At 67.2% G+C, this 25,488-nt stretch carries 25 protein-coding genes; 21 read left to right on the top strand and 4 right to left on the bottom strand.

What is annotated here, in order from left to right; all coding sequences use genetic code 11:
* Window positions 1–102 precede the first annotated feature (102 nt).
* Genes DTS01S_RS28175 through DTS01S_RS28150 form a run of 6 tightly spaced genes read left to right on the top strand, consistent with a single transcriptional unit; the run spans window position 103 to window position 5,531 of the window.
* Window positions 103–906, top strand: coding sequence for an SDR family NAD(P)-dependent oxidoreductase (locus tag DTS01S_RS28175; protein ID WP_016454670.1), 804 nt, complete (start codon window positions 103–105; stop codon window positions 904–906).
* Between the two features lie 42 nt (window positions 907–948).
* Window positions 949–1,806 (top strand): enoyl-CoA hydratase family protein, encoded by an 858-nt coding sequence (locus DTS01S_RS28170; protein WP_012206272.1) that lies wholly within the window; start codon window positions 949–951, stop codon window positions 1,804–1,806.
* Between the two features lie 2 nt (window positions 1,807–1,808).
* Window positions 1,809–2,978, top strand: a complete 1,170-nt coding sequence (locus DTS01S_RS28165) for an acyl-CoA dehydrogenase family protein (RefSeq protein WP_016454671.1) — start codon at window positions 1,809–1,811, stop codon at window positions 2,976–2,978.
* Between the two features lie 41 nt (window positions 2,979–3,019).
* Window positions 3,020–4,660, top strand: a complete 1,641-nt coding sequence (locus tag DTS01S_RS28160) for an AMP-binding protein (RefSeq protein WP_061289885.1) — start codon at window positions 3,020–3,022, stop codon at window positions 4,658–4,660.
* Window positions 4,661–4,669: 9 nt separating this feature from the next.
* Window positions 4,670–5,122, top strand: a complete 453-nt coding sequence (locus DTS01S_RS28155) for an acyl-CoA thioesterase (protein ID WP_016450635.1) — start codon at window positions 4,670–4,672, stop codon at window positions 5,120–5,122.
* Between the two features lie 4 nt (window positions 5,123–5,126).
* The gene (locus DTS01S_RS28150; RefSeq protein ID WP_016450636.1) at window positions 5,127–5,531 is read left to right on the top strand and encodes a RidA family protein; all 405 of its coding nucleotides are present in this window, start codon (window positions 5,127–5,129) and stop codon (window positions 5,529–5,531) included.
* Window positions 5,532–5,597: 66 nt separating this feature from the next.
* Here the strand turns inward: DTS01S_RS28150 and DTS01S_RS28145 are convergent, their stop codons facing one another.
* Window positions 5,598–5,876, bottom strand: a complete 279-nt coding sequence (locus DTS01S_RS28145; protein WP_016450637.1) for an H-NS histone family protein — start codon at window positions 5,874–5,876, stop codon at window positions 5,598–5,600.
* 766 nt (window positions 5,877–6,642) lie between these two features.
* Here DTS01S_RS28145 and DTS01S_RS28140 point away from each other — a divergent pair.
* From DTS01S_RS28140 to DTS01S_RS28115, 6 genes are all read left to right on the top strand, one after another.
* Complete coding sequence (locus tag DTS01S_RS28140; protein ID WP_016450638.1) at window positions 6,643–7,257, top strand: TetR/AcrR family transcriptional regulator; 615 nt, start codon at window positions 6,643–6,645, stop codon at window positions 7,255–7,257.
* Between the two features lie 132 nt (window positions 7,258–7,389).
* Window positions 7,390–7,743: a hypothetical protein gene (locus DTS01S_RS28135; protein ID WP_026062430.1), complete on the top strand. Its 354-nt coding sequence runs from the start codon at window positions 7,390–7,392 to the stop codon at window positions 7,741–7,743.
* Window positions 7,744–7,860: 117 nt separating this feature from the next.
* Entirely contained in the window at window positions 7,861–10,056 is a 2,196-nt protein-coding gene (locus tag DTS01S_RS28130; protein ID WP_026062429.1) for a TonB-dependent siderophore receptor, read from the top strand.
* An 8-nt stretch (window positions 10,057–10,064) separates the two neighbouring features.
* Window positions 10,065–10,898 carry an ABC transporter ATP-binding protein gene (locus DTS01S_RS28125; RefSeq protein ID WP_061289882.1) on the top strand — a complete coding sequence of 278 codons (834 nt, stop codon included), beginning with the start codon at window positions 10,065–10,067 and terminating at the stop codon, window positions 10,896–10,898.
* A complete protein-coding gene (locus DTS01S_RS28120) occupies window positions 10,895–12,322 on the top strand; it encodes an ABC transporter permease (RefSeq protein ID WP_017405362.1) in 1,428 nt (475 codons plus the stop codon). The genes DTS01S_RS28125 and DTS01S_RS28120 overlap by 4 nt, the downstream gene beginning before the upstream one ends.
* Complete coding sequence (locus DTS01S_RS28115; protein ID WP_061289879.1) at window positions 12,319–13,683, top strand: DUF3526 domain-containing protein; 1,365 nt, start codon at window positions 12,319–12,321, stop codon at window positions 13,681–13,683. Before DTS01S_RS28120 ends, DTS01S_RS28115 begins: the two co-directional genes overlap by 4 nt.
* A 100-nt stretch (window positions 13,684–13,783) precedes the next feature.
* On the opposite strand, the gene DTS01S_RS28110 is transcribed toward DTS01S_RS28115, so the two are convergent.
* From DTS01S_RS28110 to DTS01S_RS28100, 3 genes are all read right to left on the bottom strand, one after another.
* Entirely contained in the window at window positions 13,784–14,209 is a 426-nt protein-coding gene (locus DTS01S_RS28110; RefSeq protein WP_016450441.1) for a Fur family transcriptional regulator, read from the bottom strand.
* 733 nt (window positions 14,210–14,942) lie between these two features.
* Complete coding sequence (locus DTS01S_RS28105) at window positions 14,943–15,719, bottom strand: SDR family oxidoreductase (protein WP_061289876.1); 777 nt, start codon at window positions 15,717–15,719, stop codon at window positions 14,943–14,945.
* Between the two features lie 105 nt (window positions 15,720–15,824).
* Window positions 15,825–16,712, bottom strand: coding sequence for a LysR family transcriptional regulator (locus DTS01S_RS28100; protein WP_016450439.1), 888 nt, complete (start codon window positions 16,710–16,712; stop codon window positions 15,825–15,827).
* Between the two features lie 123 nt (window positions 16,713–16,835).
* On the opposite strand from DTS01S_RS28100, the gene DTS01S_RS28095 reads away from it, so the two are divergent.
* The 9 genes from DTS01S_RS28095 to ligA all read left to right on the top strand — a co-directional run bounded on the left by DTS01S_RS28095 (window position 16,836) and on the right by ligA (window position 25,414).
* Window positions 16,836–17,708 carry an amidohydrolase family protein gene (locus DTS01S_RS28095; protein WP_016454679.1) on the top strand — a complete coding sequence of 291 codons (873 nt, stop codon included), beginning with the start codon at window positions 16,836–16,838 and terminating at the stop codon, window positions 17,706–17,708.
* Window positions 17,705–18,706, top strand: a complete 1,002-nt coding sequence (locus DTS01S_RS28090) for a tripartite tricarboxylate transporter substrate binding protein (RefSeq protein WP_046240818.1) — start codon at window positions 17,705–17,707, stop codon at window positions 18,704–18,706. Before DTS01S_RS28095 ends, DTS01S_RS28090 begins: the two co-directional genes overlap by 4 nt.
* A 183-nt stretch (window positions 18,707–18,889) precedes the next feature.
* Entirely contained in the window at window positions 18,890–19,414 is a 525-nt protein-coding gene (locus tag DTS01S_RS28085) for a hypothetical protein (RefSeq protein ID WP_017405367.1), read from the top strand.
* 180 nt (window positions 19,415–19,594) lie between these two features.
* Window positions 19,595–20,719 (top strand): 4-oxalomesaconate tautomerase, encoded by a 1,125-nt coding sequence (locus tag DTS01S_RS28080; protein WP_017405368.1) that lies wholly within the window; start codon window positions 19,595–19,597, stop codon window positions 20,717–20,719.
* Between the two features lie 101 nt (window positions 20,720–20,820).
* A complete protein-coding gene (locus tag DTS01S_RS28075) occupies window positions 20,821–22,197 on the top strand; it encodes an MFS transporter (RefSeq protein WP_016454680.1) in 1,377 nt (458 codons plus the stop codon).
* Window positions 22,198–22,234: 37 nt separating this feature from the next.
* Window positions 22,235–23,263: an amidohydrolase family protein gene (locus tag DTS01S_RS28070; protein WP_016454681.1), complete on the top strand. Its 1,029-nt coding sequence runs from the start codon at window positions 22,235–22,237 to the stop codon at window positions 23,261–23,263.
* A gap of 32 nt (window positions 23,264–23,295) precedes the next feature.
* The gene (gene ligK / locus DTS01S_RS28065) at window positions 23,296–23,979 is read left to right on the top strand and encodes a 4-carboxy-4-hydroxy-2-oxoadipate aldolase/oxaloacetate decarboxylase (protein ID WP_012206250.1); all 684 of its coding nucleotides are present in this window, start codon (window positions 23,296–23,298) and stop codon (window positions 23,977–23,979) included.
* Between the two features lie 10 nt (window positions 23,980–23,989).
* Window positions 23,990–24,907, top strand: coding sequence for an amidohydrolase family protein (locus DTS01S_RS28060; RefSeq protein ID WP_016450432.1), 918 nt, complete (start codon window positions 23,990–23,992; stop codon window positions 24,905–24,907).
* A 48-nt stretch (window positions 24,908–24,955) separates the two neighbouring features.
* The gene (gene ligA / locus DTS01S_RS28055; protein ID WP_016450431.1) at window positions 24,956–25,414 is read left to right on the top strand and encodes a protocatechuate 4,5-dioxygenase subunit alpha; all 459 of its coding nucleotides are present in this window, start codon (window positions 24,956–24,958) and stop codon (window positions 25,412–25,414) included.
* Window positions 25,415–25,488 lie beyond the last annotated feature (74 nt).

Raw genomic sequence — 25,488 nt, 5'->3', positions numbered from 1 at the left:
ACGACACCGTCGGTGCGGGGCGGCCCTTCCTCGGCGTCCCTCGCTGTGTGGCGCGCCGGTTTCATAGGTTGCGGGTGGCTCGCATCGCCACGGGTGATTGAAATGACCATATCTTTGAATCTTCTTGAAGGGCGCCATGCCCTGGTGACGGGCGGGGCGCGCGGCATAGGCCTGGCCTGCGCGCGGGCGCTGCTGGCGCGCGGCGCGCGGGTCACGCTGCTGGGACGCGATGGTGCAGCGCTGGAGGCTGCCGTGCGCGAGCTGGGCGGCACGGCACCGGCAGCACAGATGGTGCAGTCCGTGCAGGCGGATATTGCCGACGAGGACTCGGTGCGCCAGGCCTTCGCGCAGGCCGAGGCGGCCTTCGGCCCCGTGCAGGTGCTGGTCAACAACGCAGGCCAGGCCAGCAGCCAGAAGTTCGAGCGCACCGATGCCGCACTGTGGCAGGCGATGCTGGCCGTCAACCTCACAGGCACCTTCCACTGCATGCAGGCCGCGCTGCCGGGCATGCTGTCTGCGCGCTGGGGCCGCATCATCAATGTGGCCAGCACGGCAGGGCTGATCGGCTATGCCTATGTCAGCGCCTATTGCGCGGCCAAGCATGGCGTGATCGGCCTCACGCGCTCGCTGGCGCTGGAGACCGCAGGCAAGGGCGTGACGGTGAACGCCGTCTGCCCCGGCTACACCGAGACCGACATCGTGCGCGGCGCCGTGGCCAACATCATGGACAAGACCGGCATGACTGCGGATGAGGCCCGCACCAGGCTGGCCGAACGCAACCCGCAGGGCCGCCTGGTCCAGCCCGAGGAAGTGGCCGAGACCGTGGCCTGGCTGGCCCTGCCGGCGTCCGCCTCGGTCAACGGCCAGTCCATTGCCGTCGATGGCGGCGAGGTGATGACCGGCTGAACCCGGTCCACCCCCGTTTTCTGAATTCTTGATGGAGACACCATGAGCACCCAGCCCGAAGAACACAGCATGAAGCACCACAAGCGCCCCCTGGCCGGCTACGAGGCCAGGACCTTTGTGTGGCAGGTATCGGCCGACGGCAAGATCGGCACCATCACCCTGAACCGGCCCGAGCGCAAGAACCCGCTGACCTTCGGCTCCTATGCCGAGCTGCGAGACCTGTTCCGCGCCCTGGTCTATGCCACCGACATCAAGGCCGTGGTGGTCACGGGCGCGGGCGGCAATTTCTGCTCGGGCGGCGATGTGCACGAGATCATCGGCCCGCTCACCAAGATGAGCATGCCCGAGCTGCTGGACTTCACGCGCATGACGGGCGACCTGATCAAGGCCATGCGCGCCTGCCCGCAGCCCATCGTGGCGGCCGTGGACGGCATCTGCGCGGGCGCGGGCGCCATGGTCGCGCTGGCGGCCGACATGCGCCTGGGCACGCCCGCGGCGCGCACGGCGTTTCTCTTCACCCGCGTAGGCCTGGCCGGTGCCGACATGGGCGCCTGCACGCTGCTGCCGCGCATGATCGGCCAGGGCCGCGCCTCCGAGCTGCTGTACACGGGCCGCGCCATGACGGCCGAGGAGGGCGCTGCCTGGGGCTTCTTCAATGCCCTGCATGGCGCCGAACAGATCGGCGAAGCCGCCCACGCGCTGGCCGCCCAGCTGGCCGCAGGCCCCACCTTTGCCCATGGCGTGACCAAGAAGCTGCTGCACCAGGAATGGAACATGGGCGTGGACGAGGCCATCGAGGCCGAAGCCGAGGCCCAGGCCATCTGCATGCAGACGCGCGACTTCCACCGCGCCTACGAGGCCTTCGTGGCCAAGCAAAAGCCTGTCTTCGAAGGAAACTGAAAATGCGTGATTCCTCCTGGCTGGACTGGCCTTTCTTCGACGACGCCCATCGCACGCTGGCGCATGAGGCCGATGCCTGGTGCGCCCAATCCCTGGGCGATGTGGACCACCACGATGCCGATGCAGCCTGCCGCCAACTGGTGAAGGCCCTGGGCCAGGCCGGCTGGCTGCGCTATGCCGTGCCGTCCGGCCCCGGCGGCGCCTGGGGCGGGGCCTTGCCCGAGGTGGACTCGCGTGCGGTCTGCATCCTGCGCGAGACCCTGGCCCGCCATGAAGGCCTGGCCGACTTCGCCTTTGCCATGCAGGGCCTGGGCAGCGGTGCGATATCGCTCATGGGGTCGGAAGCGCTGCGCCAGCGCTACCTGCCGCGCGTGGCGCGTGGCGAGGCCATTGCGGCCTTTGCGCTGTCCGAGCCCGATGCCGGCTCCGACGTGGCCGCCATGGCCTGCGAGGCGCGGCTCGAAGACGACCACTATGTGCTCAACGGTGCCAAGACCTGGATCTCCAACGGCGGCATTGCCGACTTCTACTGCGTGTTCGCCCGCACGGGCGAGGCGCCGGGGGCGCGCGGCATCAGCGCCTTCGTGGTCGATGCGGACACGCCGGGTTTCTCCATTGGCGAGCGCATCGAGCTGATCGCGCCGCACCCGCTGGCCACCATCCGTTTCGACAACTGCCGCATACCCGTGTCGCAGCGCCTGGGCGAGCCGGGGCAGGGCTTCAAGCTGGCCATGATGACGCTGGACATCTTCCGCGCCTCGGTGGCCGCCGCCGCACTGGGCTTTGCGCGCCGCGCGCTGGACGAAGGCCTGGCACGCGCCAAGTCGCGCCGCATGTTCGGCCAGACCCTGGGCGACCTGCAGCTGACCCAGGCCGCGCTGGGCGACATGGACACGGCTATCGACGCATCGGCCCTGCTGACCTACCGCGCTGCCTGGATGCGCGATGTGAAGAAGACGCGCACCACGCGCGAGGCGGCCATGGCCAAGATGACGGCCACTGAATCGGCCCAGGCCGTGATCGACCGTGCGCTGCAGATGTTCGGCGGGGCGGGCGTGGTCTCGGGCATGCCGGTGGAGACGCTGTACCGCGAGATCCGCGCGCTGCGCATCTACGAGGGCGCGACCGAGGTGCAGAAACTCATCATCGCGCGCGAGCTGCTCAAGGCCTGAGCGGCAGGCTGCCCATTCAACGCAAAGCCAGGGAACATCGCATGCAAGCCTCCGCCCACATCGATACTTTCGCCCGGGACAACCTGCCGCCGCCCGACCAATGGCCCGAGCTCCTGCTCGACGGCCCGGACGTGGCCTATCCCGAACGCCTGAACTGCGCGGCCGAACTGGTCGATGCCATGGTGGCGCGCGGCCATGGCGACCGCGTGGCCCTGCGCTGGAGGCGGGGCGCGGACCAGGCCGCCATGACCTATGCCGAACTGCAGGCGCTGACCAACCGCATCGCCCATGTGCTGGTGGAAGACCTGCAGCTGGTGCCCGGCAACCGGCTGCTGCTGCGCGGCCCCAACAACGCCATGATGGCCGCGTCCTGGCTGGCCGCCATCAAGGCCGGGCTGGTGACGGTGCCCACCATGCCGCTGCTGCGTGCCAAGGAGCTGCAGCAGATCATCGCCAAGGCCCAGGTGCAGGCCGTGCTGTGCGATGTGCGCCTCAAGGACGAGGTGCAGCTGTGCCTGCAGCCCGGCCATGAACACCATTGCCCTGACCTCTCGCGCGTGCTGTATTTCAACGATGGCGCAGCCGACGCGCTGGACGCCCTGGCCGCAGCCAAGCCCGACACCTTTGCCTGCTGCGACACGGCGGCCGACGATGTCTGCCTCATCGCCTTCACCAGCGGCACCACGGGCGCGCCCAAGGGCTGCATGCATTTCCACCGCGACGTGCTGGCCATGTGCGACCTGTTCCCGCGTCACGTGATACGGCCCGGCCCGGACGACATCTTCTGCGGCACGCCGCCGCTGGCCTTCACCTTTGGCCTGGGCGGGCTGCTGTGCTTTCCGCTGCGCGTGGGCGCCAGCACCGTGCTGGCCGAAAAGCTCACGCCCGAAGGGCTGCTGCAGCTGGTGCAGGATTTCCGCGCCACCATCGTCTTCACCGCACCCACCTTCTACCGGCAGATGGCGGCGCAGGCAGCGCGCTTCGATCTGTCGTCGCTCAGGAAAAGCGTGTCGGCGGGCGAGGCCCTGCCGGACGCCACGCGCCAGCTGTGGAAGCAGGCCACGGGCATCGAGATGATCGACGGCATCGGCGGCACCGAGCTCATCCACGTCTTCGTGTCCAGCCCGCCCGAGGAGGTGCGCGCGGGCGCCATCGGCAAGGTCGTGCCCGGCTATGTGGCCCAGGTGGTGGACGACGACATGCAGCCCGTGCCCGACGGCACGCCCGGCCGCCTGGCCATCAAGGGGCCGACCGGCTGCCGGTATCTTGCCGACGAGCGCCAGAAGCGCTTTGTGCAAAACGGCTGGAACCTGCCCGGCGATACCTTTGTGCGTGATGCCGACGGCTATCTGTTCTACCAGGCGCGCAATGACGACATGATCATCTCGGCCGGCTACAACATCGCCGGCCCCGAGGTGGAGGACGCGCTGCTGCGCCACGAGGCCGTGGCCGAATGCGGCGTGATCGGCGCACCCGACGACGAGCGCGGCCAGGTGGTCAAGGCCTTTGTGGTGCTCAAGCCCGGCTTTGCGGCCGGCGACGATATGGCCGCCACGCTGCAGGCCTTCGTCAAGGCCAGCATTGCGCCCTACAAGTACCCGCGCGCCATTGTCTTCGTGCCGGCCCTGCCGCGCACCGAGACCGGCAAGCTGCAGCGCTTCGTGCTGCGCAAGATGCCGTGAGCGCGCGCCATGGCCTCCGCCTTCGTCAGCCAGGTGCAGGTGCTGTTTCGCCATTGCGATCCGGCCGGCATCGTCTTTTACCCGCGCTATTTCGAAATGGTCAACGACCTGGTGGAGGAATGGTTCGACAGGGGAATGGGCCTGCCATTCCACACCCTGCATGTACAGCGCCAGGTGGGCACGCCCACGGTGTCGGTGCAATGCGATTTCACGGCGCCCAGCCGCTGGCACGACACGCTGCGCCAGGTATTGGAGGTGCGCCGCATCGGCGGGGCATCGTTCCAGTTCGATGTGCGTTTCGAGGGGCCGGACGGCCAGCGACGGCTGTCTGCGCGCATGACCATCGTCACCATGGATTTGCGCAGCATGAAGGCCACGCCACTGCCGGCCGATCTGCGCGAGCGCCTGCAGGCCTATCTGGTGCCGCAGGACGGTTTTACGGATTCAACGAGAACAGGATGAAGCAATGAAGACTCTGCAACCCCCGGATTGGCTGGCGCCCCGAGGCTATGCCAATGGCATCCTCACCGAAATGACGGTCGGCTCCCGGCTGGTGTTTGTCGGCGGGCAGATTGGCTGGAACGGCCAGCAGCAATTCGAGACGGACGACTTTGCCGGACAGGTGCGGCAGGCGCTGGCCAATATCGTCGCCATCCTCGCCGAAGGCGGCGCCAGGCCCGAGCACATCGTGCGCATGACCTGGTATGTGACCGACAAGCAGGAATACGTGGCGGCCTATCCGGCCATTGGAAAGCACTACCGCGAGCTGATCGGGCGGCATTTCCCCGCCATGACGGCGGTGGAGGTGGCGGATCTGGTGGAAGACCGGGCCAAGGTGGAGATCGAGGTCACGGCGGTGGTGCCTGCATGACGCACCTCTGAGCATGTGCCCGCGCATGTGCGCCGCCGTGCGGGCGGGCCCATGCGCGGCAGGGACTCACTTGATTTCGAACAGGGTGCGGTCCTTGCCCAGGATCCAGTTCGGCGGCTTGCCGCGGCCGGTCCAGGTCTTGCCGGACTCGGGGTCCTGGTACTTGGCGGGGGCGCTCTTCTTGCCATCGGGCTTCCAGGGGAAGACCTGCTGTGCCGTGAAGCCAAACTCCCGGACCAGTTCCTGCACCGATGCCAGAGCCGCTTTGGACTCCAGCTTGCGGGCCTCGTCGATTTGCTGGTCGAGCAGTTTTTTCTGGGCAATCAGCTCTTGGTATGTAGTCATCTTGATAGAAGAATTTCTAAGTGCGGCTATTTGTCGAAAACTGCGCAGCAAGAACAACGACCCGGAACTCTTTACGCAATGGTCAAGGTTGGTGCATGTGCAGTGGGGGATGAAGATATCACCGTAAGTATAAATACTGATGATGTGAGCGTTCTATGGGGTGTAGACAGCTTCTTCTCATGCCTGGGCATATTCCGAGGCGATCCGCATTATATCCAGCAGCATCTTGATAACCGCCACTTTACAAAAGCTGTTGCGTCTTTGTTACATTTGCAGAGCATTGTGGTTGGCGCTTCCTCCTCTGGAGAGGGCGTGCTGGCATGCTTTTCCTGGGCAGCCGCGACGAGGTGATCGTACAAGTTCCCATTTCAGAACCGGTTGCGGGTGTTGATTTTGTTTCATCAATCGATTTTATTTATCGATTTATAAAATAAATTACATGTGATTCGATTCTGCTATTTAATCTTGCGATTAACACGCGTTGTTTCATTTGTCTTGTCGATTGGCTGGATAGATTTTTTGTATTGCGAGGATTGAATTCCTGGCCGTGGTTTGAAATATCTTCCGCCGATATCGCGTAAATTCATGAGCCGTTGATTGCCAGGCCATTGCAGTCCCGGGAATGCCTTTGGGGCTGATTCTTCAGGCGCAGTTTCGCGGCCCGGCCATGCCCGCCAGGCAGCGGGCGCGTACCGAACGCTTGATTGGCGTGCCACCAACAGCCTGTTAGGATCGCCGCACTACAACGATCCACACCCTGGCAGACATGGCAAGAAGGCAGACCAGCGCCCACGACGGCAACGAGACCCGCGAGACCCTTCTCAAGCTGGCCGCCCGCACCTTCGGTGAGCAGGGCTACTCTGCCACCACCATGCGCAACATTGCCGAGCAGTCCGGGATCGAGGCCGCCAGCATCTACTACCACTTCGCCTCCAAGGAGGAGCTGGTGGACGAGGTCATGGAGCAGGGCGGCAACCGCATCATCAGCCAGCAGCAGGAGCGCCTTGCCGCGCTGGGCGCCGACGCCACGGCCGAGCAGCGTTTCCGCGCAGCCGTGCTGGGCCAGATGGCGGGCCTGATCAAGCATGGGGACTTCGCCCTGGCCCACGGCCGCCTGCTGGGCCAGTTGCCCGACAAGGTGCGCGAACGCCAGATCAAGCGCCGCGAGCGCCACCAGAAATTCTGGAGCGGCCTGCTCGAAGACCTGCGCGCCGAAGGCCGCCTGCGGGCCGATGCCGACATCCACCTGGCGCGCATCATGATCCTGGGCAGCATCAACTCCATACAGTCCTGGTTCAACCCCCGCAAGGGCTCGCTGGAGAAGGTGGCGGACCAGATCTGCGACATGTTCTTCCGGGGCGTGGGGCCCGCAGATCAATAGGCACAATGCGGGAAATCGCCAGTCGGCTGTCACATGCCTGTGCCATATCGCCGCGCTGTCTCCGGGGCCCGTGCTGAAAATGCCGGCGGATAGTTAACGATATTGAATTGTCAATAGTAAGATCGCCGTCTTATGCGTCTGCTTGTTTTGCGCCTGCTATTGCTGGCCGTGTTCTTCAACACGGCCATTGGCATGCCCCTGCATGGCGCAACGCATATTCGGCAGGCGGCGGCAGCGCCCGGCCAGGCGTTTGCCGGCCTGAACGGCTGCGAGGACAAGGCGCCGGCCGGTGAAAAGGCGGAAGCCGCGGAAGCCGTCTGCGTCTGGTGCATGGGCCATGCACCGCATGCGGCGGCCTGGCTGCCGCACTTCGGCCTGCCTCTGGCCGTGGCCGCGCCGCCTGAGAGGGGGCCGCCGCGCACCGTGGGCGGCGCCATCCCCTCGCAGAACCGCTGGGCCTTTGCATCGCGCGACCCGCCGCGCTGAATCCGCAAGCACTTTTCTCCTTCTCTGCCGCCGGCACCCGTTGGTGCTGGCGGCATGTCCGTGTTTGCGCGCGCCGGCTTCTGATGCCGGCGGCATGCGCCCGTGCCCGTTTTCATCATGACTGCCTTCTCCATCCTCGCGAAGCCGCTCCCCGGCCTTCGCCCGCTGCCGCTTGCTCTGAGCGCTGCCGCTTTCTTCTCCACGCCCGTGCTGGCCCAGGGCCAGGAACAACCTGCGGCATCCGTGCCGTCAGCGCCGTCGCCCCAGGAGCAGACCCTGCTGCCTGCCGTGGAAGTCGTGGGCCGCACGGCCTCGGGCGCCTATCACACCGATGAGGCGGCAGGCGCCAAGACCGACCTGCCGCTGCGCGAGCTGCCGCAGTCGGTGCGCGTGATCACGCGCCAGGCCATGGACGACCTGGGAGCCACCAAGCTCGACGATGTGCTGGACTATGTGGGCGGCGTCTCGCGCCAGAACAACTTTGGCGGCCTGTGGGACAACATCGTCATTCGCGGCCTGCCCGGCGATCAGAACGTGGGCATGGCCACCTTGTTCAACGGCTTTTCCTCGGGGCGCGGCTTCAACGCGCCGCGTGATCTGGCTGGCGTGGAGCGCATCGAGTTCCTCAAGGGCACGGCCGCTGCGCTCTACGGCAGCAGCGAGCCGGGCGGCACGCTGAACGTCGTCTCCAAGCGTCCGCTGTGGACGCCTTCGCATTCCGTGGAAGCCTATGCGGGCAGCTACGGGCTGCGGCGCGGCGCGCTCGACAGCACGGGGCCGATTGGCGAGAACTTTGCCTACCGGCTCAACATCGCCGTGGAGGACCGCGACAGCTTCCGCGACTTCGTGGGCGCCAGCCGCCAGGTGATTGCGCCGGCCTTCACCTGGAAGCTGGGGCGCGATACGGTGCTGGAGTACTCGGGCGAGCTGCTGCGCCACAAGACGCCGCTGGACCGTGGCGTGGTGGCCGTGGGCGACCGCCTGGGCGCCATCTCGCGCAGCCGCTTCCTGGGCGACCCGCGCGATGGCGATGTGACGGTGGAAAACCGCACGCACCAGTTCATCCTCTCGCATGAGTGGAGCGCGCAGTGGCGCAGCCGCCTGGGCCTGTCCTACCGCGAGACCTCGATCAACGGCTTTTCCACCGAACCCCATGCGCTGCTGGCCAATGGCGACCTGACGCGCCAGCGGCGTTTCCGCGACTACCAGTCCGACGACATCGCCGTGCAGGCCGAGCTGCAGGGCACGGTGAAAACGGGCACCGTCGAACACGAGCTGCTGCTGGGCCTGGAGAGCTTTCGCTTCGACATGGATACGGTGATGCTGCGCGCCAACCCCACGGCGGCCAATCCCTATGCCATCAATATCTACAACCCCGTCTACGGCGGCACGCAGCCCGTGCCCACGGCCAATACCGATACCTTCGAGCGCCAGCGCAACACGGCCTTCTACCTGCAGGACGCCATCAAGCTCTCTCCCCAGTGGCGCGTGGTGGCCGGCCTGCGCATGGACCGCTATGACCAGTCGCTGCACAACCGCCGCACGGGCGCGACCACGCAGCAGGACCCGACCTCGACCTCTCCGCGCCTGGGCCTGAGCTGGCTGCCGCTGCCGCAATGGACCTTCTATGCCAACGTGGGCCGCTCGTTCCGGCCCAACGTGGGCGTCGATGTGGCCGGCGCGGGCTTCAGTCCCGAATCCGGCCGCTCCATGGAGCTGGGCGCCAAGTGGGAAAGCGCCGACCGGCGCATGGGCGCCACGGCCGCGCTGTTCGACATCCGCAAGCGCAACGTGCTGACGGCCGACCCGGGCAACGCCGGCTACTCGGTCTCGGCCGGCGAGATCCGCAGCCGGGGGCTGGAGTTCGACTTTGCCGGCCAGGTCACGCAGCGTTGGCGCCTGAATGCGAGCCTGGTGCTCAACGACGTGGAGATCTCGCGCGACAACACGCTGGAAGTGGGCGGGCGCCTGCTCAACGTGCCCAAGGTCAACGGCAGCGTGCTGGCGGTCTACGAGAACGCCTTCTCCAACGGCCAGCGCTACGGCATTGGCGGCGGCGTCACCCGCGTGGGCAAGCGCCTGGGCCAGGCCCGCACGCAGGCCGAGGCCGACGCTGGCAAGGCGGCCTTCGATCTGCCCGGCTACACCACCGCCAAGCTGGTGGCCTACTGGCGCATCAGCCCCACGCTGCGCCTGACGCTGGACGTGGACAACCTCTTTGACAAGACCTACTACACCAGCTCGTACAGCCGGCTGTGGGTGACGCCGGGCACCGCCCGCACCGTCACCGTAGGCCTTCAAGCCAAGTTCTGAGCCCCGCCATGCATCCATCCCTTCCTGTTTCTTCCAACCCCACTTCTGCCTCCACGCCCGTGCTCCAAGCGCTGGGCGCCGTGGTGGACTATGGCGAGCGCACCATCCTCCAGGGCCTGGACCTGGCCGTGCATGCCGGCGAGATCTATGCGCTGCTGGGCGCCAACGGCGCGGGCAAGACCACCACGCTGAGCCTGTTCCTGGGCTTTGTGCGGCCGCGCAGCGGCCAGGTGCGCGTGCAGGGCGTGGACCCGGTGACGGCTGCCGCGCAGGCGCGCGGCCTGATCGCCTATATCCCCGAGAACGTGGCGCTGTACGAGCACCTGAGCGCGCGCGAGAACGTGGCCTATCTGCTGGACCTGGCGGGCCAGCCCGCCAGCAGGGATGCCATCGGCCAGGCCTTGTCCGCTGCAGGGCTGGATGCGGCCGCGCATGACCGGCGCGTCTCGGGCTTTTCCAAGGGCATGCGGCAGAAGGTGGCCATTGCGCTGGCGCTGGCACGCAAGGTGCCGGCACTGCTGCTGGACGAACCCACTTCGGGCCTGGACCCGCAGGCCACGGCCGAATTCAGCCGGCTGATCACGCAGCTGCGCGGCCAGGGCGTGGCCATTCTCATGGTCACGCACGACCTGCTGGGGGCTGCCGATGTGGCCGACCGCATGGGCTTCATCGCGGGCGGCAGGCTGGTGGAGGAGGTGGCGGCCCGTGGGGAAGAGCGCTTTGACGTGCGGGCACTGCACCGCCACTACGCGGGTACAGGTTCGGGTGCGAGTGCAGACGCAAACGCACACGCACACGCAGGCGCAGGCGCAGGCGCAGGCGTGCAGGGGGCCGCGGCATGAGCACGGCCTGGACCATTGCACGCGAGGAATGGCGCCTGCTGCTGCGCGACCGCGTGGCCGTGCTGGGCATGGTGCTGTGGCTGCTGCTCGGTGCTACTGCCGCCTTCACCGCCTGGGACCAGCGCAGCGCGGCCCAGGCCCAGCGCGAACGCCACCAGTCGCAGGTGGACCATGAGTTCGAGGCCCAGCCCGACCGCCATCCGCACCGCATGGTGCACTACGGCCATTTCGTGTTCCGCCCGCTCAATCCGCTGGCGGCCTTCGATGCGGGCATAGACGCCTACACCGGCCACACGCTGTTTCTCGAAGGCCACCGCCAGAACAGCGCCAACTTCGGCGATGTGCGCCAGTCGTCGCTGCTGCTGCGCTTCGGCCAGCTCACGCCGGCCTTTGTGCTGCAGGTGCTGGCACCGCTGCTGCTGATCTTCGTGGGCCATGCCTGCATCGCGCGAGAGCGCGAGGCCGGCACCTTGCGCGTGCTGCTGGCCCAGGGCGTGGGCATGCGGCAGTTCGTGGCCGGCAAGCTGCTGGCGCTGACGGGCGTGGCGGCCCTGGTGCTGCTGCCCGCCTTGCTGGCCCTGGCCTGGATGGCGGTGGCCACGCCCGTGCCCATCAGCCTGGTGGCCGCGCTGGCGGCTGGCCATGTGCTGTGGCTGCTGCTGTGGGCCGTGGGCATCACCGCGGTCTCGGCCCTCATGCGGCGCGGGCGCGATGCCTTGCTGGCCCTGCTGGCCGCCTGGGCCATTGGCGTGGTGCTGGTGCCCCGGCTGGCGCCGGAGCTGGTGGGCGCGGCCCTGGCATTGCCCACGCGCTTCGAGACCGACATCGCCACGGCGCGCGAGCTGGCGGCGATGGGCGACAGCCACAATCCCGACGATCCCTACTTCGCCGCCTTTCGCGCCAAAGTGCTTGCACAGTACGGCGTGTCGCGTGTGGAGGATCTGCCCGTCAACTACAAGGGACTGGTCGGCATGGAGGGCGAGCGGCTGACCAGCGAGCTCTTCAGGCGTCATGCCGAGGCCAGCTTCGATCTGCAGGCCCGGCAACTGCGCAGCGCCGACGGCTTTGCCCTGGTCAGCCCCTTGATTGCGCTGCGCCGCCTGTCCATGGCCGTGGCCGGCACCGACCTGCAAGGCTATCGGCGCTTTCTGGAGCAGGCCGAGCAGCATCGCTACCGCATGGTGCAGGCGCTCAACCAGCTGCAGGTGGACAAGCTCAGCTACGCGGGTGACCGTTCCAGCCGAGACAACCGCATCAGCCACGAGCACTGGCGCGGCGTCTCCGACTTCCATCACGAGCCCGATCCGCCGCTGGCGGCCTTGCGCCGCGCGGCACCCGCAGCCTGCGTGCTGCTGGGATGGCTGGCGGCGCTGGCGGCCGCCTTGCTGGTGGCCACGCAACGTCTGGGGAGGGTGGTGCGATGAGCTGGCTACGGCATGAATGGCGTCTTCTGACGCGCTCGCGCCTGGCGCTGTGCGCCCTGGCCCTGCTGCTGTTGCTGTCCACGCTGGCAGTGCTGTCGGGCCTGCGCGAGATCTCGTCGCAGCGCCAGACCCTGGACCGTCTGGCCCAAATGCAGCAGCAGGAAATGGCGGCCCAGGCAGGTCGGCATGCACAGTCCGGCGATGCGGGCTCGGTGGCCTACTACGGCTTTCACAGCACCTGGGATGCACCGTCGTCCACGGCCTTCCTCGCCCTGGGCCTGCGCGATGCCGCGCCCTATGTGCTGCGCGTGCGTGCCCTGGCGCTGCAGGCGCAGCTGCATGAAGGCGAGAGCTTCAACCCCGAACTGGCGCTGGCGGGCCGCTTCGACTTCGCCTTTGTGCTGGTCTACCTGGCGCCGCTGTTCCTGATTGCACTGCTCTACGACCTGGTCTCGGGCGAGCGCGAATCGGGACGCCTGGGCACGCTTCAGGCCATGCCCGGCAGCGGGCGCCGGCTGTGGCTGCGCCGTGCGGGCCTGCGTTCGGTGCTGTTGCTGGCATGCCTGGCGCTGCCGGCCCTGGCAGGGGCATTGGCCAGCGGGGCGCAGGCGGGCGCCATCGCCTCCGTGCTGCTGAGCGCCATGGCCTATGTGGCCTTCTGGAGCGGGCTGTGCCTGGTGGTCGCCACGCTGGGCGGCAGTTCGGTGGCCAACGCCATGGCCCTCATGGGCTGCTGGGCCGTGCTGACCCTGGTGCTGCCCACGCTGGCCAATGCCGCGCTGTCGCGCGCCGTGCCCGTGAGCCAGGGCGTGGAGCTGATGCTGGCCCAGCGCCAGACCGTGCATGGTGCCTGGGACCTGCCGCGCGAGCAGACCATGGAGCGCTTCTTCCGCAACCACCCCGAATGGCGCAACACCGCGCCGCTGCCTGCGGGCTTTCACTGGAAGTGGTACTACGCCTTCCAGCAGCTCGGTGATGAAAGCGTCGCCCCCCAGTTCGCCGCCTATCGGGAAGGCCTGCAGGCGCGCCAGGCCTGGACCGGGCGCCTGGGCTGGCTGCTGCCCGGCGTGGGCGTGCAGGCCGCATTGCACCGCCAGGCCGGCACCGACCTGCTGGCGCAGCTGGCTTACCAGGACGACATTGCCGCCTTCCATGCGCGGCTGCGGACTTTCTTCTATCCCTATCTGTTCGAGGACCGTCCATTCGGCGCGAAGGACTTTGCAGCGCAGCCGGTCTTCACGGCCAGTCCGCGCCATGCGCCGCAGACCTGGGGTCAGGTGGCGATGCTCTGGGCGGTGGCTGCGCTGGCCTTGCTGGCCGGGGGCGTTGCCGCAGGCCGCGTGCGGCCGGGCAGGCGCTGAGGCAGCGGACCGGGGAAAAAGAAACAGCCATGGCGCAGGGAAGGCCTGCGCCATGGCTGTCGGCTTGCGGATGCCTGGGCCTGAGGCCCGGGGCCCGCCGCTACTGCACGTTCTGGTGGCAGTCGCTGCAGATGCCGTACATCGTCATCTCATGGCGCTCCACCACAAAGCCTTCGGGCACGATGCGCTGCATGTCGCCAAGGCAACCGGGCACGTTGAACACGCGGTTGCAGCTCATGCAGCGGAAATGGTGGTGATGGGCGCGGCCGCTGAGTTCGTAGCGCGTGGCCTCGCCGGGCAGGTCCACGGCCTGCACCTCACCGGCTTCCATCAATTGCTTGATGTTGCGGTACACCGTGGCCAGACCGATGGCCGGCACTTCGCGCTGCGCTGCGCCCAGGATTTCAGCGGGGAGCAGGGGGCGCCCAGCCTCTTCCATGACCGTGCGTATCGAACTGCGCTGGCGGGTCGAGCGTTCCATTGGCCTGAACAAGCGCTCCACGATGGGCTGAGTGTGTCTAGTCATGGTAGTTCCGTTATTTACTATAACAATCTCGAAGCGATTAATCAGTGTTCACGAACGCTCACAGCCGAAATGGAACTGTGCCTGCCTGTAGCTCCTGCAAGCATGGGGATGCAATCCCTGCAACGGTTCTTTTCTTCAAAGAGAAAAAATCACATCGGACGGACAACAGGTATTCCATTCTTGCGGCTTTGCGCGAGTATATGTCGTGAGCATTCGATGGACCTTGTGCGAAGGTTAAATACCATAGCCGTCCACAATGCTGTAATGGGATGTAATTGATCTATTGTCTGAAGAATGCTTGAAACAAGGGTTGTGCGGGACTTCGCGCAGGTCCTGAATCCGACGGTAGTTGCTGGAGACGCGATGCAATGGATTGCATGGGCAGTGTATTACCGATTCAAGCAGATTGCCTCAATGCACCTCGTTTGTCCATCATCCATTCCCTGGAAGAAAGGTGCGGCCATCCCGTAATGGTTCATGTCACCCCATGTCGATTCAGCATCCGGGCACCATTTGCCGAGCAGTTGCTTCGTCGTGAATTGCGTGGTCAGAAAACATCAGCCAGCTCCTTGGCCACGATGCGGGAATGAACAGCGAAAGCGCAAGCATCGTTTCCAGGGGAATTATTGGGGCAGGAATGCCACTTTCAAAACTCCCCTGATAAAGCCGCCGCAGGCGACCGGAAGATCCGAGCGGGCCGCCATTGCCGCGACGGCTTTGGCGGGGCCTTGCTTCAAGTCCGTTGGATGGACACACCGCCATCGACCACCATGGCCGTTCCCGTGACGAAGCTGGATGCATCCGACGCCAGGAACAGCGCTGCCGCTGCAATCTCCGCCGGTGTGGCTAGGCGCTTGAGGGCGTGCAGGTTTTCGACAAAGGCGCGTGCCTCGGGCGTGGGGGTGCTGGCGCGGCCCATGGGCGTGTCGGTGCCGCCGGGCAGCAGGGCGTTGGCCCGCAGGCCGCGGGGGCCGTATTCAGCCGCGATGACCTGGGTGAGGCCGACGAGGCCGGCCTTGCTGGCGGCATAGGCGCCCATGCCGGGCAGGCCCGCCGAGTAGCCCACGAAGGTGGAGGTGAAGATCAGCGAGCCGCCGCCGCGTGCCAGCAGGGCCGGTATCTGGTGCTTGGCGCCCAGAAAGGCGCTGGTGAGATTGGTGGCGATGGCCTCCTGCCAGGCCTGCAGCGACAGGTCGGGCAGGGCGCAGGGATCGCCCGTCATGCCGGCATTGTTGAAGGCGATGTCCAGGCCGCCAAAGCGCGCCGTGGCGGTTTCGACCAGGGCCCGGGCCAGCGGCTCGTCCCGCACGTCGCCGGCCAGCGCGATGGCCTGGCCGCCGTCCTGCTCTATCTCCGCCACCAGGGCCTGCAGTTCCGGCTGGCGGCGGGCCGTGAGCACCAGCCTGGCGCCGTGGCGTGCGAACAGCCTGGCGGCTTCGCGGCCTATGCCTGAGCTGGCGCCCGTGATGAGGGCGACTTTTCCGTGGAGTTGCTGTGACGATGGCTGCATCTGGCACCTTTTCTTTCCGTGAATGAGGGAAAGCGGTTTGTAGTGCGGCGCAGGCGCGGGCGCATCCCGTTTCTTGCACCGGTGCGGCGCCAATGCGGGCCGCACTCAGTCTTTGCCCAGGTCCAGGTGTGCGAACAGGTCGGCCAGCGTGGGCGTGGAGCGTGCGGGCCAGATGGCGCTGAGGTCCAGGCTGGGCAGGGACCGGCCATCGCGCACTTCGCAAAATCGCACGCCGCGAAAGTCCATGGAGCGTATCCAGCTGGGCAGCAGTGCCACGCCGCAGCCGCCGGCCACGCAGGCCAGCACGGTGAGGGTCCGGTTGGCCTCCTGCGCCACATGGGCTTCGTGGCCTGCCTTGCGCAGCGCGTCGAGGATGCCGGCGTGCAGCACGGGCAGCTGGGCCTGCGGGTACATGACCAGCCCGGCCTCGGCGATCTGCGCCAGGCTGACCTGGCCGTCCTCGCCGATCTGGAATTCGTCGGGCACGGCGGCCACCAGGCGCTCGCGCAGCAGCTGGCGCTCGCGCATGCGCCCGCCCACGGCCACGGGTGTGTGCATGAGGCCGATGTCGATGGCGCCGGTCTGCAGGGCCTCGGCCTGCTCGGCATTGCTCATCTCGCGCAGGATGACGCGCACGCCGGGCGCCTGCTGCCGCAGCGCGCGCAGGGCGCGGGGCAGGGTGCCGAACAGCGCCGAAGACACCAGGCCCACGGTGAGCTGGCCTGCACTGCCCCTGGCGATCTCGCGCGCGCGGCTGGCGGCGGCATCTATGCGGGCCACGCTGGTGCGCACGTCATCCAGCATGGCCAGGGCGGCCGGCGTGGGCAGGGCGCCCTGGCGCGAGCGCTGGAACAGCTGCACGCCCAGGTCTTTCTCCATGCGGGCCAGGGTCTGGCTCAGCGCGGGCTGGGCAATGCCCAGCCAGTCGGCTGCGCGGCTGACGCTGCCCTGGTCCACCACCGCCAGAAAGTAGCGCAGATGCCGGGTTTCCATATCGATCCAGTATGAATAAATCCATTTTGAAGAATGGAAATATATATCCCCTCTTCCTAGAATCCGGCCGCATACCCCCTGCGCCGCATCCTGTGCCGCGCCACCCGCAAGGAGTTTTTCCCCGTGTCTGCCCTGCCCAGGTTCGCCATTGCGTCCAGCGTCGATACCCATGCCCATGTCTTCGAGCGCGGCCTGCCCATGCCCGATGTGCGCCGCTACGCGCCCGACGCAGATGCGTCCCTGGCCACGTATCTGCAGCACCTGGACACGCACGGCCTGGCCTATGGCGTGCTCGTGCAGCCCAGCTTCCTGGGCACGGACAACCGCTACATGCTCCAGGCCCTGCGCGCCCGGCCGCAGCGCCTGCGCGGCGTGGCCGTGGTCGATGACAACACGGGCGAGGACCACCTGCAGGCCCTGGCCGATGCCGGCGTGGTGGGCATGCGCCTGAACCTGATCGGCCTGCCTTTGCCTGATCTGAATGCGCCCGGTTGGCGCCGCGTGCTGGAGCAGGCCAACACCCTGGGCTGGCATGTGGAGCTGCACCTGCAGGCCGGGCGCTTGCCTGACCTGCTGCCCACCCTGCTGGCGGCCGGCTGCCGCGTGGTGGTCGACCACTTCGGGCGTCCTGACCCGGCCCTGGGCGTGCGCGACCCTGGCTTTGGCTATCTGCTGCAGCAGGCCGGCAGCGGCCGTGTGTGGGTCAAGCTGTCCGCGCCCTACCGCATCTGGCCCGCCGCCGACTGCGCCGCCTCGGGGCGGCAGGCCACCGCGCAGTTGCTGCAGGCCTTTGCGGCCGAGCGATTGCTCTGGGGCAGCGACTGGCCGCACACCCAGCACGCGGGTCAGGCCAGCTATCCGGCGGCCGTGCGCTGGATGCACGACTGGCTGGACCCGCTGGACGATGCCGCCTCGCTGCAGGCCGTGCTGGGCCGCAGCGCCGTCGAGCTGTTCCGATTTCCGAGCCCGATTCAAACCCAAGGAGACACACCATGAAATCCCTGTCCAGACGCACCGCCGGCCTGTGGGCGGCCGCAGGCCTGATCTCGGCCGTTGCCGGCATGGCCGCGCCAGCCGCTGCGGCTGCAGCGGCCAACTACCCCGATCGCCCCGTCACCCTGGTGGTGACCTATCCGCCGGGCGGCACGGTCGATGTGGTGGCGCGCCTGATCGGCCCCCGTCTGTCTGCCGAGCTGGGCCAGCCCGTTGTGATCGAGAACCGGGGCGGGGCAGGCGGCATGATCGGCGGCGCCCAGGTGGCCAAGGCCCAGCCCGACGGCTACACGCTGATGCTCGATGCCTCCAACCACGCGCAGAATCCCGCCATCCACGCGCGCATGCAGTTCGACACGCTCAAGGCCTTCGCGCCGGTCTCGCTGCTGCTGCGCGTGCCCAATGTGCTGGTGGTGGCGCCATCGTCCCCCATCAAGAGCGTGCAGGACCTGATCCAGGCCGGCCGCTCCGAAGCGGGCGGGCATCTGTACTTTGCGTCGGCAGGCCCGGGCTCGGCCCAGCACCTGGCGGGCGAGCTGTTCAACCTGCTGGCCAGGACGCAGCTGCACCATGTGGCCTACAAGGGCGGCGGCCCGGCCATGATGGACGTGATGTCGGGCCAGGTGCCGCTGATGTTTGCCAGCATGGGCTCGGCCTGGCAGCACGTGAAGACCGGCAAGCTGCGCGCGGTGGCCGTGGGCGGGCTGGAGCGCTCCAAGGCCGCCCCCGAGCTGCCGACCATTGCCGAGTCGGGCGTGCCCGGCTACGAGACCTACGAGTGGAACGCCATCTTTGCGCCGGCCGGCACGCCGCCCGCCATCGTGAACCGGCTGTCCACGGTGCTGGCCAAGGTGCTGCGCGAGCCTGCCATCGTGGAGCGGCTCGCTGGCATAGGTGCCGAGCCCATAGGCTCCACGCCGGCCGAGCTGGAGACATTCCGCCGCGCCGAGATCGCCAAATGGCAGAAGGTGGTGAAGGACTCGCGGCTCAAGCTGGACTGAGCGCATGCAGGCCAGAAAGCGGACCATTGCGGTCTGCTGTACACCGCAGGCAGCCTTGGCGCGTTGAGCAGGAACGGGCGCTGGCTTGAACGGGTTCTTACACCTTTTCAGGCGCAACGGCCCATGCGGCCCCAGGCGCTTGGTAGAAACGGGGCCTTTCCTGTTTCACCCCTTCAAAAGAACATGGCCATGCTTACCTTGCGATCCACCTTGCGCGCCGCGGCCGCCCTTGCGCTGGCCTGCTCGGCCCTTGCGGCCCAGGCGCAGACCTATATCAGCGGCTCGGTCTCGGGCCAGCTGGCTCCGGGTGTCTACGGCACCGTGGACATAGGCAATGCCCCGCCTCCGCCGCTGCTGTACCAGCGGCCCGTCATCATCGCGCCGGCGCCCATGGCCCCGCCGCCGGTCTACATGTGGGTGCCGCCCGGCCATGCCAAGCACTGGGGCAAGCACTGCGCACGCTACGGTGCCTGCGGCCGCCCGGTGTACTTCCTGCGCAATCCGCCGCCGCACTGGCGCGCCGGGCCGCCGCGCCACGATCCTCGCTGGCGCGAGGAGCGCCGCCACCGCGAATGGGAGCACCGCCGCGATGACCGCCGCTGGGACCGCCACGACCGCCACGACCGCCACGATCGGCATGACCGCCACGACGACCACCGCGGCCGCGGGCATGGCCATGATCGCGGCCGGGGCCATGACCGCGATTGAGCGGCACTGCGCCCCAATAAGTTGTATCAAGCAGTTGCGGCGCCCCGGCGTCGCAGCCTGCGGCCCAGGCTTGGTGTTGAGCTATGCCGGTTTGCTATAGCTGCTAGCGGGCTTGCCCAGTAGTGCCTGGCCCGCGCCATGCTCACAATAGCTGTCATACCCATACTGATAGAGACAGCCATGCAAACGGCCATTCCCTGCCTGCTGATGCGGGGCGGTACTTCCAAGGGCCCTTTCTTCCGGGCCAGCGATCTTCCCTCCGACCTGCCCACGCGCGACCGCGTGCTGCTCGCGGCCATGGGCTCGCCCGACAGGCGCCAGATCGACGGCGTGGGTGGCGCGCATCCGCTGACCAGCAAGGTCGGCATCGTCAGCCTCTCCGACAAGGAGGGCATAGACCTCGAATTCCTCTTCGCCCAGCTGCAGCCCGACAAGGACACGGTGGACACCACGCCCAACTGCGGCAACATGCTGGCCGGCGTGGTTCCCTTTGCGCTGGAGACCGGCATGGTGCAGCCGCGTGGCGAGACCAGCACCTTCCGCGTGCTGACGCTGAACACCGGCATGGCGGCCGACATCACCGTGCAGACGCCCGGCGGCCAGGTCGAGTACGAAGGCTCGGCCCGCATCGACGGCGCGCCCGGCAGCTCGGCACCCATCGAAATCAGTTTCCTGGACACGGCCGGCTCGGTCTGCTCTGGCCTGCTGCCCACGGGCAAGCCCCGGGACACGGTCACGGTGACGGGCGAGGGGTTCGAGCCCTTCACGCTCGACGTCACCTGCATAGACAACGGCATGCCGCTGGTGATCTTCAAGGCGTCCGATGTGGGCGCCACCGGGCAGGAGACCGTGGCCGAGCTCAACGCCGACACCGACCTCAAGCGCCGCATCGAGGCGCTGCGCCTGCAGATCTCGCAGGCCATGGGCCTGGGCGATGTCTCGGCCAAGAACTATCCCAAGATGACCCTGATCGCGCCGCCCCAGCATGGCGGCGCGCTGACCACGCGCAGCTTCATCCCCCATGTCTGCCATGACGCCATCGGCGTGCTGGCGGCCGTCACCGTGGGCACGGCGGTGAAGATGCCGGGCACCGTGTGCGAGGGCGTGGCACAGCTGCAGCAGGGCACGGGTCCGCTCACCGTCTCGGTGGAGCATCCCACGGGCGAGTTCAGCGTCACGCTGGACAGCGACCCGGCCCATCCCGACGTGGTGACCAAGGCGGCCCTGCTGCGCACGGCGCGCCTGCTGATGCGTGGCGAGGTCATGGTGCCGCGCTCGGTCTGGGACGGCCGCAGGCAGGACTGAAGAAACAGCGCAGGGGCTTGCCGGCCCCTGCGGTGCAAGGGGCGGGCCGCGCGCGCAGATGCGGTATCCGCCAGGCTGAGAGACAGTGGAAGAGACAAGTCATGACATCCGTCCAGAAGGACGCTGCAGCAACCGGCGTCAATGTGCAGACCCTGCTCAACGAGCACCCGTTTTCGGGATTCCAGTGGGTGATCTTTGCGCTGTGTTTCCTGATCGTTCTGCTCGATGGCTTTGATACGGCGGCCATCGGCTATATCGCGCCCTCGCTGATCACCGAATGGGGCGTGAGCAAGCCCGCGCTGGCGCCCGTGCTCAGCGCTGCGCTGTTCGGCCTGGCCGCAGGCGCGATCTTCTCGGGCCCGCTGGCCGACCGCCTGGGCCGCAAGACCGTGCTCGTGGGCTCGGTCGCGGTGTTTGCCGTGGCCTGCCTGGGTTCCGGCTTTTCCCCCGACATCTGGACCCTGGCCGTGCTGCGCTTCGTCACCGGCCTGGGCCTGGGCGCCGCCATGCCCAATGCCGTCACGCTGATGAGCGAGTACTGCCCTGATTCGCGCCGTGCCACGCTGACCAACGCCATGTTTTGCGGATTTCCGCTGGGCGCGGCCTTCGGCGGCTTTCTGGCGGCCTGGATGATCCCGCATTTCGGCTGGCGCAGCGTGCTCATCCTGGGCGGTGCCGCGCCGCTGCTGCTGCTGGTGGCCCTGGTCGTGCTGCTGCCGGAGTCGGTGCGCCACATGGTGGCCAACAACTACCCGGCCGATCGCATCCGCAAGGTGCTGGCGCGCATTGCCGGTGATGCCGTGCAGGGCGTGCAGCGTTTCGTGCTGACCGAGGCCAGGCCCGAGGCCCAGGCCGGCAGCGGCATGGGCGTGGTGCTGTCGCGCCAGTACCGCGTGGGCTCGGTGATGCTGTGGATCGCCTACTTCATGGGCCTGGTCATCTTCTACGCGCTGATGAACTGGATGCCCGTGCTGTTCAAGGAAGCGGGCCTGGACCCCAAGACCGGCACCCTGGTGGCGGCGCTGTTCCCGCTGGGCGGCGTGGGCGCCGTGCTGTTCGGCTGGCTCATGGACCGCTTCAATGCCAACCGCATCATCGCCATCGGCTATGCGCTGACGGCGGCCTCCATCTGGTGGATAGGCCAGACGGCCGGCCACCTGGGCTGGCTGGTGGTGGCCGTCTTCCTGGCCGGCACCATCATGAACACCGCCCAGTCGTCCATGCCGGCGCTGGCCGCCGCCTTCTATCCGACACGCGGCCGCGCCACGGGCGTGGCCTGGATGCTGGGCATCGGGCGCTTCGGCGGCATCGCGGGCTCCTTCCTGGTGGCCGAGCTGTCGGCGCGCCACATGGCCTTCAGCGAGATCTTTGCCGTGGTGGCCATTCCTGGCGTGATCGCCATGGCCGCCCTCATCATCAAGCAGTACAGCAGTCCCGAGCCGCAGGGCGGCGCGGTGCCTGCCACGCCCCTTCATTGACACATTTCCACCCCATAAAGACGCAGGAGACCCTCCGATGATCATCGACGTACACGGCCACTACACCACCGCGCCCGCGGCCCTGGGCGCCTGGCGCGACCTGCAGATCGCGGGACTCAAGGACCCGTCCAAGGCCCCGCGGGCCAGCGAGCTGAAGATCAGCGACGACGAGATCCGCGAGACCATCGAGACCAACCAGCTCAAGCTGATGAAGCAGCGCGGCTCCGATCTCACCATCTTCAGCCCGCGCGCCAGCTTCATGGCGCACCACATCGGCGACTTCGAGACATCGAGCACCTGGGCCGCCATCTGCAACGAGCTGTGCTACCGCGTCAGCCAGCTGTTCCCCGATCACTTCATCCCGGCCGCCATGCTGCCGCAGTCGCCCGGGGTGGACCCCAAGACCTGCATTCCCGAGCTGGTCAAGTGCGTGGAGCAGTACGGCAACGTGGGCATCAACCTGAACCCCGATCCGTCAGGCGGCCACTGGACCTCGCCCCCGCTGTCGGACCGCTCCTGGTACCCCATCTACGAAAAGATGGTGGAGTACGACATCCCGGCCATGGTCCACGTCTCCACCAGCTGCAACGCGTGCTTCCACACCACGGGCGCCCACTACCTGAATGCCGACACCACGGCCTTCATGCAGTGCCTGACCAGCGACCTGTTCAAGGACTTCCCCACGCTCAAGTTCCTGATCCCCCATGGCGGCGGTGCCGTGCCCTACCACTGGGGCCGTTTCCGCGGCCTGGCGCAGGAACTCAAGAAGCCGCTGCTGGACGAGCACCTGCTCAACAACATCTTCTTCGACACCTGCGTCTACCACCAGCCGGGCATCGACCTGCTGACCAAGGTGATCCCGGTCAAGAACATCCTGTTCGCCAGCGAGATGATCGGCGCCGTGCGCGGCATCGATCCGACCACGGGCCACTACTACGACGACACCAAGCGCTACATCGAGGCCACGGCCAACCTCACCGAAGAGGAGCGCTACCAGGTCTACGAAGGCAACGCGCGCCGCGTGTTCCCGCGCCTGGACGCCGCCCTCAAGCAAAAGGGCCTGTAAGCAGGCCGCCACCACAGATCAAGGAGAACACCATGTACGAACTCGGTGTGGTTTACCGCAACATCCAGCGCGCCGACCGCGCGGCCGCCGACGGCCTGGCCGCCCTGGGCTCGGCCACCGTCCACGAGGCCATGGGCCGCGTGGGCCTGCTCAAGCCCTATATGCGGCCCATCTACGCGGGCCAGCAGGTCTCGGGCACGGCCGTCACCGTGCTGCTGCAGCCCGGCGACAACTGGATGATGCATGTGGCCGCAGAGCAGATCCAGCCCGGCGACATCGTGGTCGCGGCCGTGACCTCGGAATGCACGGACGGCTACTTCGGCGACCTGCTGGCCACCAGCTTCCAGGCGCGTGGCGCGCGGGCGCTGATCATCGACGCCGGCGTGCGCGACGTGAAGACGCTGCAGGAAATGAACTTCCCCGTGTGGAGCCGGGCCATCTCCTCCAAGGGCACGATCAAGGCCACGCTGGGCTCGGTCAACATCCCCGTGGTCTGCGCAGGCATGTGGGTCACGCCCGGCGACGTGATCGTGGCCGACGATGACGGCGTGGTCTGCGTGCCCGCCGCCAAGGCCGCCGAAACCCTGGCTGCCGCGCAAAAGCGCGAGAGCTTCGAGGGCGAGAAGCGCGCCAAGCTGGCTTCCGGCGTGCTGGGCCTGGACATGTACAAGATGCGCGAGCCGCTCGAAAAGGCCGGCCTTCGTTACATCGATTGAAGGAGGGAACATGAGCGCTTTTGAAAAGACCCCCGGCTGGCTGGACTGGTACGCCGGCCCCTCCAAGCCCAAGTTCCAGGTGCCCGCAGGCGCTGTCGATGCCCACTGCCACGTCTTCGGCCCCGGCGATGAATTCCCGTTCGCGCCCGAGCGCAAGTACACGCCCTGCGATGCCAGCAAGCAGCAGCTGTTCGCGCTGCGCGACCACCTGGGCTTTGCGCGCAACGTCATCGTGCAGGCCACCTGCCACGGCGCCGACAACCGCGCCATGGTCGATGCCTGCAAGGCCGCCAACGGCAAGGCGCGCGGCGTGGCCACGGTGCGCCGCAGCGTGACCGACGAGGAACTGCAGGAACTGCACGCCGCCGGCGTGCGCGGCGTGCGCTTCAACTTCGTCAAGCGCCTGGTGGACTTCACGCCCAAGGACGAGCTGATGGAGATCGCGGGCCGCATCGCCAAGCTCGGCTGGCATGTGGTCATCTACTTCGAGGCCGTGGACCTGCCCGAGCTGTGGGATTTCTTCACCAGCCTGCCCACCACCGTGGTCGTGGACCACATGGGCCGCCCCGACGTGAGCAAGCCCGTGGACGGGCCCGAGTTCGAGCTGTTCCTCAAGTTCATGCGCGAGCACCAGAACGTCTGGAGCAAGGTCAGCTGCCCCGAGCGCCTGTCCGTCACCGGCCCCAAGGCGCTGGACGGCGAGCAAAATGCCTACCGTGACGTGGTGCCCTTCGCCCGCCGCGTGGTCGAGGAATTCCCCGACCGCGTGCTGTGGGGAACCGACTGGCCCCACCCCAATCTGAAGGACCACATGCCCGACGACGGCCTGCTGGTCGATTTCATCCCGCACATTGCACCGACTGCCGAGCTGCAGAAGAAGCTGCTGGTCGACAACCCCATGCGTCTGTACTGGCCCGAAGAAGCCTGATGGCGACCATGTCCGGCCTGGGTGCCGGACATATTCAAGGAGATATCCATGGCATTGGACAAACCCTATCTGGACGTGCCCGGCACCATCATTTTTGATGCCGAGCAGTCCCGCAAAGGCTACTGGCTCAACCAGTTCTGCATGTCGCTGATGAAGGCCGAGAACCGCGAGCGCTTCAAGGCCGACGAGCGTGCCTACCTGGACGAATGGGCCATGAGCGAGGAGCAGAAGCAGGCCGTGCTGGCCCGCGATCTGAACTGGTGCATGCGCACGGGCGGCAACATCTACTTCCTGGCCAAGATCGGCGCCACGGATGGCAAGAGCTTCCAGCAAATGGCCGGCTCCATGACCGGCATGTCGGAAGAGGAATACCGCAACATGATGGTGAGCGGAGGCCGTTCGGCCGAAGGCAACCGCCGCGTGGGCGAGGAGGGCGATGCCCAGGCCCACCGCCAGCCGCAGGGCAAGGCCGGCAGCGTGGACAAGAACAACAAGGAAGGCAACTGAAATGGCGCGCATCACCGCATCCGTCTACACCTCGCATGTGCCCGCCATCGGCGCGGCCATGGACCTGGGCAAGG

The sequence above is a fragment of the Delftia tsuruhatensis NBRC 16741 genome (assembly GCF_001571325.1).
GTDB lineage: Bacteria > Pseudomonadota > Gammaproteobacteria > Burkholderiales > Burkholderiaceae_C > Comamonas > Comamonas tsuruhatensis.
Note: the sequence above shows the minus strand (reverse complement) of the source record. Positions and strands in the feature narration are given on the sequence as shown.

Bases quoted from the DNA above. Each gene is read 5' to 3' on its own strand.
- DTS01S_RS28175 (WP_016454670.1), top strand. From the start codon at position 103: ATGACCATATCTTTGAATCTTCTTGAAGGGCGCCATGCCCTGGTGACG.
- DTS01S_RS28170 (WP_012206272.1), top strand. From the start codon at position 949: ATGAGCACCCAGCCCGAAGAACACAGCATGAAGCACCACAAGCGCCCC.
- DTS01S_RS28165 (WP_016454671.1), top strand. From the start codon at position 1,809: ATGCGTGATTCCTCCTGGCTGGACTGGCCTTTCTTCGACGACGCCCAT.
- DTS01S_RS28160 (WP_061289885.1), top strand. From the start codon at position 3,020: ATGCAAGCCTCCGCCCACATCGATACTTTCGCCCGGGACAACCTGCCG.
- DTS01S_RS28155 (WP_016450635.1), top strand. From the start codon at position 4,670: ATGGCCTCCGCCTTCGTCAGCCAGGTGCAGGTGCTGTTTCGCCATTGC.
- DTS01S_RS28150 (WP_016450636.1), top strand. From the start codon at position 5,127: ATGAAGACTCTGCAACCCCCGGATTGGCTGGCGCCCCGAGGCTATGCC.
- DTS01S_RS28145 (WP_016450637.1), bottom strand. From the start codon at position 5,876: ATGACTACATACCAAGAGCTGATTGCCCAGAAAAAACTGCTCGACCAG.
- DTS01S_RS28140 (WP_016450638.1), top strand. From the start codon at position 6,643: ATGGCAAGAAGGCAGACCAGCGCCCACGACGGCAACGAGACCCGCGAG.
- DTS01S_RS28135 (WP_026062430.1), top strand. From the start codon at position 7,390: ATGCGTCTGCTTGTTTTGCGCCTGCTATTGCTGGCCGTGTTCTTCAAC.
- DTS01S_RS28130 (WP_026062429.1), top strand. From the start codon at position 7,861: ATGACTGCCTTCTCCATCCTCGCGAAGCCGCTCCCCGGCCTTCGCCCG.
- DTS01S_RS28125 (WP_061289882.1), top strand. From the start codon at position 10,065: ATGCATCCATCCCTTCCTGTTTCTTCCAACCCCACTTCTGCCTCCACG.
- DTS01S_RS28120 (WP_017405362.1), top strand. From the start codon at position 10,895: ATGAGCACGGCCTGGACCATTGCACGCGAGGAATGGCGCCTGCTGCTG.
- DTS01S_RS28115 (WP_061289879.1), top strand. From the start codon at position 12,319: ATGAGCTGGCTACGGCATGAATGGCGTCTTCTGACGCGCTCGCGCCTG.
- DTS01S_RS28110 (WP_016450441.1), bottom strand. From the start codon at position 14,209: ATGACTAGACACACTCAGCCCATCGTGGAGCGCTTGTTCAGGCCAATG.
- DTS01S_RS28105 (WP_061289876.1), bottom strand. From the start codon at position 15,719: ATGCAGCCATCGTCACAGCAACTCCACGGAAAAGTCGCCCTCATCACG.
- DTS01S_RS28100 (WP_016450439.1), bottom strand. From the start codon at position 16,712: ATGGAAACCCGGCATCTGCGCTACTTTCTGGCGGTGGTGGACCAGGGC.
- DTS01S_RS28090 (WP_046240818.1), top strand. From the start codon at position 17,705: ATGAAATCCCTGTCCAGACGCACCGCCGGCCTGTGGGCGGCCGCAGGC.
- DTS01S_RS28085 (WP_017405367.1), top strand. From the start codon at position 18,890: ATGGCCATGCTTACCTTGCGATCCACCTTGCGCGCCGCGGCCGCCCTT.
- DTS01S_RS28080 (WP_017405368.1), top strand. From the start codon at position 19,595: ATGCAAACGGCCATTCCCTGCCTGCTGATGCGGGGCGGTACTTCCAAG.
- DTS01S_RS28075 (WP_016454680.1), top strand. From the start codon at position 20,821: ATGACATCCGTCCAGAAGGACGCTGCAGCAACCGGCGTCAATGTGCAG.
- DTS01S_RS28070 (WP_016454681.1), top strand. From the start codon at position 22,235: ATGATCATCGACGTACACGGCCACTACACCACCGCGCCCGCGGCCCTG.
- ligK (WP_012206250.1), top strand. From the start codon at position 23,296: ATGTACGAACTCGGTGTGGTTTACCGCAACATCCAGCGCGCCGACCGC.
- DTS01S_RS28060 (WP_016450432.1), top strand. From the start codon at position 23,990: ATGAGCGCTTTTGAAAAGACCCCCGGCTGGCTGGACTGGTACGCCGGC.
- ligA (WP_016450431.1), top strand. From the start codon at position 24,956: ATGGCATTGGACAAACCCTATCTGGACGTGCCCGGCACCATCATTTTT.